Origin of the sequence: Rhodococcus tukisamuensis NBRC 100609, assembly GCF_001894985.1 — a bacterium.
In the GTDB taxonomy this organism is placed as follows: Bacteria; Actinomycetota; Actinomycetes; order Mycobacteriales; family Mycobacteriaceae; genus Rhodococcus_G; species Rhodococcus_G tukisamuensis.
The window spans coordinates 118,635-131,654 of record NZ_BCXG01000005.1; the positions used below are offsets into that span (position 1 = coordinate 118,635).

Annotated in this window: 10 protein-coding genes; 6 read left to right on the plus strand and 4 right to left on the minus strand. The window is 71.9% G+C overall.

What is annotated here, in order from left to right:
• Positions 1–3 precede the first annotated feature (3 nt).
• Positions 4–1,350 carry a protoporphyrinogen oxidase gene (locus RT2_RS07505; RefSeq protein WP_072843941.1) on the minus strand — a complete coding sequence of 449 codons (1,347 nt, stop codon included), beginning with the start codon at positions 1,348–1,350 and terminating at the stop codon, positions 4–6.
• A complete protein-coding gene (hemE, locus tag RT2_RS07510; protein ID WP_072843942.1) occupies positions 1,347–2,444 on the minus strand; it encodes a uroporphyrinogen decarboxylase in 1,098 nt (365 codons plus the stop codon). The genes RT2_RS07505 and hemE overlap by 4 nt, the downstream gene beginning before the upstream one ends.
• A 126-nt stretch (positions 2,445–2,570) precedes the next feature.
• On the opposite strand from hemE, the gene RT2_RS07515 reads away from it, so the two are divergent.
• Positions 2,571–3,155 carry a DUF3000 domain-containing protein gene (locus tag RT2_RS07515; RefSeq protein ID WP_072843943.1) on the plus strand — a complete coding sequence of 195 codons (585 nt, stop codon included), beginning with the start codon at positions 2,571–2,573 and terminating at the stop codon, positions 3,153–3,155.
• Here the strand turns inward: RT2_RS07515 and RT2_RS07520 are convergent.
• Positions 3,104–4,414 (minus strand): alpha/beta hydrolase, encoded by a 1,311-nt coding sequence (locus RT2_RS07520; protein ID WP_072843944.1) that lies wholly within the window; start codon positions 4,412–4,414, stop codon positions 3,104–3,106. The genes RT2_RS07515 and RT2_RS07520 overlap by 52 nt on opposite strands.
• An 82-nt stretch (positions 4,415–4,496) precedes the next feature.
• On the opposite strand from RT2_RS07520, the gene RT2_RS07525 reads away from it, so the two are divergent.
• A complete protein-coding gene (locus RT2_RS07525) occupies positions 4,497–5,921 on the plus strand; it encodes a WS/DGAT/MGAT family O-acyltransferase (RefSeq protein WP_072843946.1) in 1,425 nt (474 codons plus the stop codon).
• Here the strand turns inward: RT2_RS07525 and RT2_RS07530 are convergent.
• Positions 5,866–6,684: an alpha/beta fold hydrolase gene (locus RT2_RS07530; protein ID WP_072844235.1), complete on the minus strand. Its 819-nt coding sequence runs from the start codon at positions 6,682–6,684 to the stop codon at positions 5,866–5,868. The genes RT2_RS07525 and RT2_RS07530 overlap by 56 nt on opposite strands.
• A 205-nt stretch (positions 6,685–6,889) precedes the next feature.
• On the opposite strand from RT2_RS07530, the gene RT2_RS07535 reads away from it, so the two are divergent.
• The 4 genes from RT2_RS07535 to RT2_RS07550 all read left to right on the plus strand — a co-directional run bounded on the left by RT2_RS07535 (position 6,890) and on the right by RT2_RS07550 (position 12,942).
• On the plus strand, positions 6,890–8,143 hold the full coding sequence (locus RT2_RS07535) for an HRDC domain-containing protein (RefSeq protein WP_072843948.1): 1,254 nt from the start codon (positions 6,890–6,892) through the stop codon (positions 8,141–8,143).
• 129 nt (positions 8,144–8,272) lie between these two features.
• Positions 8,273–9,490, plus strand: a complete 1,218-nt coding sequence (locus tag RT2_RS07540) for a thiolase family protein (RefSeq protein WP_072843949.1) — start codon at positions 8,273–8,275, stop codon at positions 9,488–9,490.
• A complete protein-coding gene (locus RT2_RS07545; RefSeq protein WP_072843951.1) occupies positions 9,490–11,595 on the plus strand; it encodes a 3-hydroxyacyl-CoA dehydrogenase NAD-binding domain-containing protein in 2,106 nt (701 codons plus the stop codon). Before RT2_RS07540 ends, RT2_RS07545 begins: the two co-directional genes overlap by 1 nt.
• Positions 11,596–11,943: 348 nt before the next feature.
• Entirely contained in the window at positions 11,944–12,942 is a 999-nt protein-coding gene (locus tag RT2_RS07550; protein ID WP_245709166.1) for an alpha/beta hydrolase, read from the plus strand.
• Positions 12,943–13,020: the final 78 nt, after the last annotated feature.

Sequence of the window (13,020 nt, forward strand, 5' to 3'; positions counted from 1 at the left end):
GCCCTATCCTGCCACCCGCGCCGCGGCCCGTGCGGCCGCCGTCGCCGACGCCACACAGGCGGGCACGCCGACGCCGTGCAGCAGCGCGCCGGCCACCCCGAGCCCAGGCAACTCGGCCACGCCGTCCTCGATCGTCGCGACCCGGTCCAGGTGCCGCGGCCCGTACTGGGGCAGGCCGCCGTGCCATCGCTGCACCGCAGCGCCGACCGGGTCGGCCCGCAGCCCGGTGACCTCCGCGAGGTCCGTCCGGGCCAGCGCGACGAGTTCGTCGTCGGTGGCGTCGACCACCGCGGCGTCGCCGAACCGGCCGAACGAGGCCCGGACCAGCCCGCCGCCACGCTCGGCCAGGTGCGGCCACTTGCGGCTCGACAGCGTGAAGGCCTTGGCGCGCAACGACTCCCCCGTCGCGACCAGGATGCCCGAGTTCTGCGGCAGGTCCACCCCGACCGGCAGCGCCAGCGCGACCACCACCGACGAGGCCAGCGGGACGTCCGCGGCGGCAGCGCTCGCGGCGGGCGCGACGTCGCGTAGCAGTGCGGCCAGTCGCGGCGCGGGCACCGCCAGCACCACGCCGTCGACCCGTCCCACCGGGTCCAGCCACCAGCCGTCGCCGTCGCGCCGCAGCCCGGACGCACCCGCGGTGACCACCGTCGGACGGGCTCGTTCGAGCAGCGCGTCGAGCAGCACGCCGTAGCCGTCGCGCAGGCCCCCGAACACCGGTCCCGGCTTCGGTTCGGGCATCGCCTCGGCAACCGCCGCCGTCAGGCTCGGTGCCCCGCGGTCCAGGGCGGCGGCCAGCGTCGGCAACGCCGCCCGGACCCCGATGGAGTCCGAGAGCCCGGAGTAGACGCCGCCGAGCAGCGGGTCCACCGACCGGCGGACCACCTGCTCGCCGAACCGCTCGCCGACCAGCGTCGCGACGTCGGTGTCCGAGCCGGGACGCCAGTGCAGCGGCGACCGCGGTTCGGCGTCGATCCGGGCCAGGGTCTGCGCGTCGACCAGCCCCGTCAGCGCCTGCGCGGACGCCGGGACGCCCATCAGGGTGCCGATGGGCAACGGATGCAGCGCGCCACCGGACCAGATCAGCGGCCGGGCGCCCGACGGCTCGACCACCTGGTCGGACAGGCCCAGCTCCGCGAGCAGTGCCGGCACCTCGGGGCGCCGGGCGATGAACGCCTCGGCGCCGACGTCCACCGGGCCGCCCGCGAGGGTGACGGTGCGGAGTTTGCCGCCGACCCTGGCCGACTCCTCGACGAGGGTGATCTCGGCGTCGGGGCCGAGCAGGCCGCGCAGCCGGTAGGCGGCGACCAGCCCGGAGATGCCCCCGCCGACGACGGCGAACGCGGTCACAGCGAGTGCACCAACTCCACCACCGCGGTCAGCACGCCCGGGTCGGTGTCCGGCAGCACGCCGTGGCCGAGGTTGAAGATGTGGCCGGTGGCGCCGGCCGCGAGCGCCCGGTCGGCCTCGGCGGCGATCCGGCGGACCTCCCGCTCGACCGCGTCCGCGCCCGCGAAGAGCACGGCCGGATCCAGGTTGCCCTGCAGTGCCTTGCCGGGGCCCACCCGGCGGGCGGCCTCGTCCAGCGGGATCCGCCAGTCCACGCCGACCACGTCGGCGCCGACCTCGCCCATCACCCCGAGCAGCTCACCGGTGCCCACCCCGAAGTGGATACGGGGCACGCCGGCGTCGGCCACCTCGGCGAGGACCCGCTCGGAGTGCGGCAACACGAAGGTGCGGTACTCGGCCAGCGACAGCGTCCCGGCCCAGGAGTCGAACAGCTGGATCGCGTCGACTCCGGCGTGCAACTGCGCCTGCAGGAACGCGATGGTGGTGTCCGCGATCGTGCCGAGCAGCGCGTGCCACGTCTTGGGGTCCGAGTGCATGAGCGCCTTGGTGCGCTCGTGGTTGCGACTCGGCCCGCCCTCGACCAGGTAGGAGGCGAGCGTGAACGGCGCCCCGGCGAAGCCGATCAGCGGGGTGTCGCCGAGCTCACGGGTGAGCAGCGAGACGGCCTCGCTGACGGCCCCGACCTGCTCGGGCCGCAGCCGCGGCAGCGCGGCGACGTCGGCGATGGTGCGCACCGGGTTGGCCACCACCGGGCCGACACCGGCCACGATGTCGAGGTCGATTCCCGCGGCCTTGAGCGGAACCACGATGTCGGAGAACAGGATTGCCGCGTCCACCTTGTGCCGGCGCACCGGCTGCATGGTGATCTCGCAGACCAGTTCCGGGTTGAAGCAGGACTCCAGCATCCCGATCCCGGCCCGGACCTCCCGGTACTCCGGCAGCGACCGTCCCGCCTGCCGCATGAACCACACCGGCCGGTGCGCGGGGCGCCTGCCGGTCGCGGCAGCGATCAGCGGTGCGTCCGCAATCGTTCGCCGGAACGGGTACTTCGTCCCGCTCGTCATCGCCGAATTCGTGTCTTCCAAGTCGCTCATGTGTCCCAACGCTCGTCGCCCGCCGTGTACGTCCACCGGCCATGCTGCCAGATGACCGGGCGGAGCCGGGCGGGTGCTCGGCGCGCCTCCACCACCGACCATCGGAGCCCGTCTACCGTCCGCGATGTGACCACGTCCGGATCCGCCGCCGAGCCAGCGCAGTTCCGTACCGCCGTCGAGTCGATGCTCAGGGCCGCGGTACACCCGCAGATCGAGATCGGCCCGATCCGGCCCCCGCAGCGGCTGGCGCCCTTCAGCTACGCGATCGGCGCGGAGGTCACCCACCCGGACGCCGACGTCGTCACCCAGGACTCCGAGGGCGACGCCTTCGGTCGGCTGATCCTGCTGCACGACCCCGCCGGCGACGAGGCCTGGCACGGCACCATGCGACTGGTCGCGTACATCCAGGCCGACCTCGACGAAGACCTGGCCGCGGACCCACTGCTCCCCGAGGTCGCGTGGAGCTGGCTGGTCGACGCACTGGAGGCGCGGCACGAGCCGCTGACCGCGCTGGGCGGCACCGTCACCGCCACCAGCTCGGTCCGGTACGGCGACATCGCCGGCCCCCCGCGCGCACACCAACTCGAACTGCGCGCCTCCTGGACGGCCACCACCACCGAGCTGGCGGGGCACGTCGAGGCGTTCTGCGAGGTGCTGGCCTACGCGGCGGGACTGCCGCCGGCCGGGGTCAGCCCGCTCGGCGGCCGCTGATCCGCTTCGGCTTCCATCGGCACCGGCGCGTCCGCCACGTCGGGCGCCTCGCCTGCCGGTCGCAGGGTCCCGAGCCGGGCCGCGTCGAGGAACGCCGCCGCACCGCTGATCACCCGCTCGGTGCGGATCGAGTGGAAGATCTCGAAGGCGTGCTGCGCGCCCCGCAACTCCGCGTACCCGACCGGGTTCGACGAGACGTCCCGCAGCCGCCGGACGAATTCGCGGGCCTCGGCCACGGGGATCAGCGAGTCGTTGGTGCCGTGCACCACCAGGAACGGCGGCGCGTCGGCGTGCAGCCTGGCCAGCGGCGACGCGGCCAGGTAGTCCCGCGGGAACTGCGCGTTCCGGCCGAGGATCATCGCGCTCAGCGGTGACTGCACCCGCGCCGTGACGGCCTTGATCCCGGTCTCCGCGGCGAAGTCGTAGGCGCCGTAGAACGGCACGCAGGCCTGCACCGAGGTGTCGACGCCCTCGAAGCCCGGCTGGTACTGCGGGTCGTTCCCGGTGAGCGCGAGCATGGTCGCCAGGTGCCCGCCCGCGGAACCGCCGGTGACGGCGAGGAAGTCGGGGTTGCCGCCGAAACTGGGCGCCTCGGCGCGCAGCCAGGCGATGGCCTGCTTGAGCGCCACCAGGTGCGCCGGCCACTTGGCCTTCGGCGAGAGCGGGTAGTTCACCGCCGCGCAGACCCAGCCACGCGAGGCCATCTCCGCCATCAGCGGCAGGCCCTGGTGGTCCTTGCTGCCGACCACCCAGCCGCCGCCGTGGACCTGCAGCAGGATCGGCGCGTCGGGCGGGGTGTCGCGGCGGTGGTAGACGTCCACCCGGAACCGGACACCGCCGGGGGCGTACTCGAGGTTGCGCACCCGGCGGACCTCGGGCCGGACCATCCGGAACGGCCGTGCGGTGGCCCGCCAGTCCAGCGGCAGCCCGGCGGCCGGGTCCGTCACCCCGACCTCGGCGAGGGCGGTCGCCATCTCCGCGCCCGCCCGCCGGGACGCCACGACGTTCGCGGTCAGGCCGGCGGCGGACGCGGCCGCCAGCGCCAGACCCAGCCGCTCGGTTCGGGTCGAGACCCGGCCGCGGGCCACCTGGACCGCCGCGTCCAGCACCGTCGCGCCGAGCTGCTGGGGGGCCAGTTCCGAAGTGAGCCAGCCGGCGAAGAAGGCGCCCACCGATGCCGGCATGCCGGGCACCGGCCGCAGCGAATTCGCGGTCAGGGCGAGGTTCACAGCCTGACGGGCCAGGAAACGTTGCGTCATATGGCGCCTTTCACGGTCGACTCGTGGGCCCGAAAAACCGAAGTCCCGGCCTCAATCTAGAACAGGATTTACGATCACCGCCATGGAGAGACTAAGCGGTCTGGATTCCACGTTCCTCTACCTCGAAACGCCTTCTCAGCTGCTCCACGTCTGCGGACTGATCGTCCTCGACGTCTCGACCGTCCCCGGCGGCTACAATTTCCCCGCCTTCAAGACCGAGCTGACGGCGCGGGTCCGGTCCATGCCCGGCTTCCGTCGCAAGCTCTTCGACTCCGCTCTGAACCTCGACCACCCGGCCTGGGTGGAGGACACCCAGTTCGACATCGACCGACACGTGCACCGGGTCGCGGTGCCCGCGCCCGGCGGCCGGGCGGAGCTCGCGGACCTCTGCGGCCACATCGCCAGCCAGCAGATGGACCGGACCATCCCGCTGTGGGAGATGTGGGTGATCGAGGGCCTCGACGACGGCTCCGTGGCCATCATGTCGAAGATGCACCACGCCAACGTGGACGGCGTCACCGGCGCGAGCATGATGGCGCAGCTCTGCGGGCTCACCCCGGACGCGCCGCGGCCCGAGCCGGACCCCGACCAGCCCCAGCTGGGCCGGGCGAACACCCTGGACCTGGCCGTCGGCGGCCTGATCGGCTTCGCCGGCCGGCCCCTGAAGATGGCGAAGGTGCTGCCGAGCGGGGTGGCGTTGCTGCCCAGGTGGATCCGTCGGGCGCGCCGCGGCGAGGCCATGCCCGCGCCGTTCACCGCGCCGCGCACCTCGCTCAACGGCGCGATCACCGGGCACCGCAACATCGCCTACTCGCAGCTCGACCTCGGCAAGGTGAAACTGGTCAAGGACGCCTTCGGGGTCAAGGTCAACGACGTGGTGATGGCCACGGTCGCGGGCGCGCTGCGCCGCTACCTCGCCGACCGCGACGAGCTGCCCGACTCCTCGCTGGTGGCGATGGTGCCGGTCTCCGTGCACGACACCTCCGACCGGCCGGGCACCAACCAGATCTCCGGGATGTTCACCCAACTGGGCACGCAGATCGCCGATCCGGTCGAGCGACTGAACGAGACCAACGTGCACAACACGATGGTCAAGTCGCACAACGCCTCGCTCGGTGCCAGCCTGCTGCAGGACTGGTCCCAGTTCGCCGCGCCCGCCGCCTTCGGTGGCGCGATGCGGGTCTACTCCAACCTCAAACTCGCCGAACACCACCCCGTGGTGCACAACCTGGTGGTCTCCAACGTGCCGGGGCCACCGGTCCCGCTGTACTTCCTCGGCGCCCGGATCTCGGCGATGTACCCGCTCGGGCCGATCTTCCACGGCGCCGGCCTCAACGTCACCGTGATGTCGATGGACGGCAAGCTCAACGTGGGCCTGGTGTCCTGCCGGGAGCTCGCGCCCCAACTGTGGGACCTCGCGGACGCGTTCGGCCCCGCACTCGAGGAACTGGTCAAGGTCGCACGCGCGAAGACACGGAAACGCACGCGGGCAGCAAACCCGAAATGAACGTCTCGGATTCGAGCACACAGGAGGCGTGCCCGGCGTCCACCTCGTAGGTCGACGCCCCGTCGATCTGCCGGGCCATCCAGCGCTGCCTGCGCGCCGGGATGACCAGGTCGGTCCCGGTCACCACGACCGCGGTCGGCACGTCCACGTCTGCGATCCACCCGCTGGAGTCGAACTTGCCGATCTCCGCGGTGGCCCGCCCGACCGCACCCGCGCTGGTGGACCGGAACTGACGCAGTGCCCAGGCCCGGTCCTGCGCGTCCGTCCGGTCCAGCCCGTCCGGCCGCTCCGGCCCGGGCGGGCGGCCGGCGCCGGGGCGGAGCGTCCCCATCCAGGCGTTCAGGGCGTCGAGGGTGACCCGTTCGCGGGGCGCACGCCGGAACCCGGTGGTCCCGGCGCACAGAACCAGGCCGGCCACCCGGTCCCGGTGCCTGCGCCAGGTCAACTGGGCGACGAGGGTCCCCATCGAGTAGCCGACCGGCACGACGCGCTCGAGCCCGAGCGCGTCGGCCAGTGCGGCGACGTCGTCGGCGCAGTCCTCGAGGGTGAACCGCTCGGACCGGATCCCGCGTCCGTGCCAGCGCTGGTCGAGGGTCACCACCCGGTACCGTTCCGCGAGCCGCGGGATTGCCGGGTACCAGGTGAGCGCGCCGGTGCAGGCCAGGGCGTGCAGCAGGACCAGCGTCGGCTTCGGCGACGCGCCGCCGCCGGGCGCACCGGTGTCGGTGACGTACGTACTGCCGCGGCCTGGCAGATCCACCATCGAGCCGGACGGTGGTTCGCCGACGGGGGCGACGTTCGCGAGTGTCAGCACGCTCCACTGCCTTTCGGTCACACCGGCTTTCGGTCACACCGGCCAGGGTTCGAATTACGTTCTACCTTATTACGGATCTCCGGGAGCACGGAGACTGGCCGCGTCGGGCACCGGATGCGCGACCGGGGCCGCCGCGGGTCGTAAGGTCACGGTCATGTCAGAGGCCAGCGACCAGGAATCCGAGCGCACCGTGGTGCCGCTCCTCGCCCCAGCCGACGGAGTGCCCGCCGTCGTCGACTCCCCGCGACTGCTCGCCGACGCCGTGCGAGCGCTCGCCGACGGCACCGGCCCCCTCGCCGTCGACGCGGAACGCGCGTCCGGCTTCCGCTACTCGGCCCGTGCGTACCTGCTGCAGTTCCGACGCGCCGGCGCCGGCACCATCCTGATCGACCCGATCCCCCTGACCGGCGCGATGGACGCGCTCGCCGACGTGATCAACCCCCTCGAGTGGGTACTGCACTCGGCCGACCAGGACCTGCCCGGCCTCGACGAGCTGGGACTGCGCCCCGCTGCGCTCTACGACACCGAGCTCGCGGGCCGGCTGGCCGGCTTCGAGCGCGTCGGGCTGGCCGCGATCGTCGAACGCACCCTGGGACTGGGCCTGCAGAAGGGCCACGGCGCCGCCGACTGGTCCTCGAGGCCGCTGCCCGACTCCTGGCTGAACTACGCCGCGCTCGACGTCGAGGTGCTGCTGGAACTACACGAGGCGATGGCCGCGGAACTCGAGTCGCAGGGCAAGACCGAGTGGGCCGCACAGGAATTCGAGCACATTCGGCTGGCCGGTCCGCCGAAGCCCAAGCCGGACCGCTGGCGCCGCACCTCGGGGATCCACTCGCTCAAGACCCAGCGCCAACTGGCCGCGGTCCGCGAGTTGTGGACCACCCGCGACGAGATGGCGAGCTCCCGCGACATCGCCCCGGGACGGGTGCTGCCGGACAAGGCGATCGTCGACGCCGCGGGCGCCGACCCGAGGACCGTCGACGCGCTGCGGGCCCTGCCGATCTTCGGCGGTCCCCGCCAGCGCCGGATGTCCAAGACCTGGCTGCAGGCGCTCGACCGGGCCCGCGCGCTGCCCGACGACGAACTGCCTCCCCTCGCGCAGCCGTTCACCGGCCCCCCGCCGGTGAGCAAGTGGCAGCGCCGCAACCCCGAGGCGGCCGACCGACTGGCCGCCGAACGGGCCGCGATGACCGAACTCAGCGAGCGGGTACGGGTGCCGGTGGAGAACCTGCTGACGCCGGACCTGGTCCGCAGGCTGGTCTGGGACTGGACCCCCGGCCCCGCCGAGGCGGCCGAGGCCCGGGTGGACGCCGTCCTCGTCGCGGGCGGTGCGCGCCCGTGGCAGCGCCAGCTCACCGTGCCGATGCTGGCCGCGGCCCTGTCCACCGCCTCGGCCACGGCCGACTGAGCGGGGCGTCGCGCCGGGTTTCCGCGACCGAGGCGGCCGCTATGTTACCGGCGGGTAATTAGCGCTAGAGTGGAGTCTGCCGGGCCAAAGCTCGGCAGACCGCTCCACTCCCGCCAGGAGGAATCCAGCGTGGCTGCATCCACATCACCGCGAAGTGTCGTCTTCGTCGACGGCATCCGTACCCCGTTCGGCAAGGCCGGACCGAAGGGCATGTACGCCGACACCCGCGCCGACGACCTGGTCGTCAAGGCGATCCGCGAACTGCTCCGCCGCAACCCCCAGCTGCCGCCCGAGCGGATCGACGAGGTCGCCGTCGCCGCCACCACGCAGACCGGCGACCAGGGCCTGACCATCGGCCGCACCTCCGCGATCCTCGCCGGGCTGCCGGAGACCGTGCCGGGCTTCGCCATCGACCGCATGTGCGCCGGCGCGATGACCGCCGTCACCACGACCGCGTCCGGCATCGGCTTCGGCCAGTACGACGTGGTCGTCGCCGGCGGCGTCGAGCACATGGGCCGTCACCCGATGGGCGAGGGCGCCGATCCGAACCCGCGGTTCCTGGCCGACAAGCTCGTCGACCCGAGCGCCCTGGTGATGGGCAACACCGCCGAGAACCTGCACGACCGGTTCCCGACCATCACCAAGGAGCGCACCGACGCCTACGCCGTCGCGTCGCAGAACAAGTACGAGGCCGCCAGGAAGGCCGGCTTCATCGCCGACACCCTGGTGCCCGTCGCCACCCGCTCCGCCGCGGGCTGGGGCCTGGCCACCGAGGACGAGCCGCCGCGCCCCGGCACGACGGTCGAGGACCTCGCCCAGCTCAAGACCCCGTTCCGCCCGGCCGGCCGGATCACCGCCGGCAACGCCGCCGGCCTCAACGACGGTGCCACCGCGGCGATCCTCGCCGGGGAGGACACCGCCCGCGAACTCGGCCTGCCGGTCGGCATGCGGATGGTCGGCTTCGCCTACCAGGGCGTCGACCCCGCCGTGATGGGCATCGGCCCGGTCCCCGCGACCGAGAAGCTGCTGGCCCGCACCGGTCTGAAGATCGAGGACATCGGCCTGTTCGAGATCAACGAGGCGTTCGCCGTGCAGGTGCTCGCCTTCCTCGAGCACTTCGGCATCGCGGACGACGACCCGCGGGTCAACCAGTGGGGCGGCGCCATCGCGTGCGGCCACCCGCTCGCGTCCTCCGGAGTCCGCCTGATGACGCAGCTCTCGCACCAGTTCGCCCAGAACCCGGACGTCCGTTACGGCCTGACCACCATGTGCATCGGTCTCGGCATGGGCGGCACCGTCATCTGGGAGAACCCGAACCATGCCGATTACGAAGCCGGAGTCGCGTAATGACTGACATCGCAACCGCTTTCGCCGACGAGGTCGTGACGAACGCATACACCAAGATCATCTCGGTCCCCGGCATCGAGGGCCCGGTCGCGCTGATCACCCTCGACAACGGCTTCGACCACACCAAGCCGAACTCCTTCGGCCCCGCCGGCCTGCTCGCCTTCGACAAGGCGATCGACGAGGCGTTCGCCGCGAACCCGGCGGCCATCGCGGTGACCGGCAAGCCGTTCATCTTCGCCGCGGGTGCGGACCTCAAGGGGGTGCCGTCGATCACCTCCCGCGAGCAGGGCCTCGAACTGGGACGACTGGGCCACAAGGTGTTCCGTCGCCTGCGTGAGTCCTCGGTGCCCACCTTCGCGTTCGTCAACGGCGTCGCCCTCGGCGGCGGCCTCGAAGTGGGCCTGCACTGCCACTACCGCACCTTCGCCGACAACGTCGGCGCCCTCGGCCTGCCCGAGGCGATGCTGGGCCTGGTTCCCGGCTGGGGCGGAACGCAGTTGCTGCCCAACCTGATCGGGCCGTCGAACGCCGTCACCGTGGCGGTCGAGAACCCGCTCAACAACGGCAAGGTCATCAACTCGAAGAAGGCGCTCGAGCTCGGTATCGCCGACGTCGTGCTCGGCTCCGCCGACTTCGTCGAGCAGTCCCTCGCCTGGGCGTCGCAGGTGCTCGCGGGCACCGTCACCCCCGCCCGCCCCGAGATCGACCGCGGCGCCGGCTGGGACGAGGCCATCGCCCGCGCCAAGGCCATCGTCGAGGGCAAGACCAAGAACAACGCGCCCGGCGCGGTTCGCACGGTCGCACTGCTCGAGCTCGCGCGCACCACCGACCTGTCCGACCCCGCCTCGCTCGACGCCGGCTTCGCGGCCGAGGACGAGGCGCTCGCGGACCTGCTCATGACCGACGAGCTGCGTGCCGGCCTGTACGCCTTCGACCTGGTGAACAGGCGGGCCAAGCGTCCCGCCGGCGCGCCGGACAAGTCGTTGGCGCGCAAGGTCTCCGGCGTCGGCATCGTCGGTGCCGGCCTGATGGCCAGCCAGCTCGCGCTGCTGTTCGTCAAGCAGCTCAAGGTGCCGGTGATCCTCACGGACATCGACCAGGAGCGCATCGACAAGGGCGTGGGCTATGTGCACGCCGAGATCGACAAGCTCCACGGCAAGGGCCGGCTGTCCCCCGACGCCGCGAACCGGCTCAAGGCCCTGGTCTCCGGTTCGCTGGACAAGGCAGCGTTCGCCAAGACCGACTTCGTCATCGAGGCCGTCTTCGAGAACATGGACGTCAAGAAGAAGGTGTTCGCCGAGCTCGAGGAGCACATCGCGCCCGAGACCATCCTGGCGACCAACACCTCCTCGCTGTCGATCACCGAGATGGCGTCCGACCTGAAGCACCCGGAGCGGGTCGTGGGCTTCCACTTCTTCAACCCGGTCGCGGTGCTCCCGCTGCTCGAGATCATCCGCGGCGAGAAGACCGACGACGCGACCCTGGCGACGGCGTTCGCCACCGCCAAGTCGCTGCGCAAGTCCGCGGTGCTGTGCGGCGACAAGGCCGGCTTCGTGTTCAACCGGCTCGTCACCCGCACCCTGGGCGAGGTCATGTCCGCGGTGGACGAGGGCACCCCGTTCGACGTCGCGGACAACGCGATCGCCGAGCTCGGCATGCCGATGAGCCCGTTCACCCTGCTTGCCCTCGTCGGCCCGGCGGTGGCGCTGCACACCGGCGAGACGCTGCAGGCGTCGTACCCGGAGCGGTTCAAGTCCTCCCCCGGCCTCGAGGCCCTCGTCGAGGCGCGCAAGCCCGGCGTGTGGACCTGGGGCCCCGAGGGCCAGGCCGTCGACCCCGAGGTGGCCGCGCTCTGGCCGCAGGGCGACAAGGTGTCCACCGCCGAGGAGGTGCTCGAGCGGACGCGTCGCGCGTTCGCCGAGGAGATCGCGATCATGCTCGACGAGGGCGTCGTCGCGGCGGCCGAGGACATCGACCTCTGCCTGATCCTGGGCGGCGGGTTCGGATTCTGGAACGGCGGCATCACCCCGTACCTGGACCGCACCGGCACCTCCGAGGCCGTGAACGGCAGGCGGTTCCTCGCCGAGGGCGTGGCGAGCGTCTAGCTAACGCGGACATCCGTCACGACGAAACGGGCGCGGCGCGGGAGGTTTCCCGTGTCGCGCCCGTTTCGTGACATCCGGCGTCGCCCAAGCGAAGCCGAGACCTCTGTACGCCCTCGACCTGCGGATACTGTCAGCCCCCGCAATCCGGGCGGTCCGGAACGAGGCGGACACCTGCTTCCGACACCACGTTTTCGGCGGCTCTTGCCGACGACGCCGCGATAGGGTGCACGAGTCCGTGTACCGCGGCCAAGCCTGGCCGCAATTACGAAAGGCCTGACAGTTATGCGAGTCAGACGTCTGAGAGCCGGGAGAGCCACCGCGTTGCTCAAGCGGTCGATGCTGGTGTCAATGGCGATCCTGCTGCCGCTCGGGGCGTCGGTAGCAGGTCCCGTGGGCACCGCGTCGGCCGCTTACGACCCGAATTTCGGGTTCGACTTCTGGGCCGACTCCGACATGGGACCGATCAAGTCGCGCATCTTCCGCGCGGCGGACGGCAACAGGGACAGGGTGGTGTACGCGCTCGACGGCATGCGCGCCCGCAACGACCTCAACGGCTGGGAGATCGACACCAACGTGGCGCGGGCGTTGACCGCGGCGAACATCAACGTCGTGATGCCGGTCGGCGGCGAGTCCAGCTTCTACGCGGACTGGAACGCGCCCAGCACCTGGGGTCCGGGCGACCTCGGGTCGTCCACCGGCAGCTCCGGCGGATCGTCGGCGCTCGGCAGCTCAGATGCCGCGGGCGATGTCGACGGCAAGGTCAACACCTACCGCTGGGAGACCTTCCTGACCCGCCAGCTGCCGAGCGCGCTGGCCGCACGGGAAGGGTTCAGCTCGACCCGCAACGGCGTGTTCGGCCTGTCGATGGGCGGCAGCGCCGCGCTGACCCTGGCCGCGTACTACCCGCGGCAGTTCAGCTTCGCCGGCTCGTACTCCGGCTTCCTCAACAACTCCGCGCCCGGCATGCGTGAGGCCCTGCGCGTCGCGATGGTCTCCGCCGGTGGCTTCAACATCGACGCGATGGCGCCGCCGTGGGGGAAGCAGTGGCTGCGGATGGACCCGTTCGTGTTCGCGCCGATGCTCAAGGCCAACAAGACCCGGCTGTGGATCTCCTCCGGGAGCGCCGTCCCCGGTCCGGGTGACATCTCCAATGCGATGGAGATCGTGCAGGGCATGCCGTTGGAGGCCCTGGCGCTGGCCAACACCCGCGCCTTCGAGGTCCGGATGGCCACCATCGGAGGGGGCAACGCCCACTACGACTACCCCGCCACGGGCGTGCACAACTGGAAGAACTGGGAGGACCAGGTCAACCGCATGATTCCCGACCTGTCCGCCAACATCGGCTGACACGTCGAGCGGCGTTCGCCACGGATCCGCGCCCCAGGCCCTGCGCCCGGGGCGCGGTTCTGTTTTCCGCCACCCGCA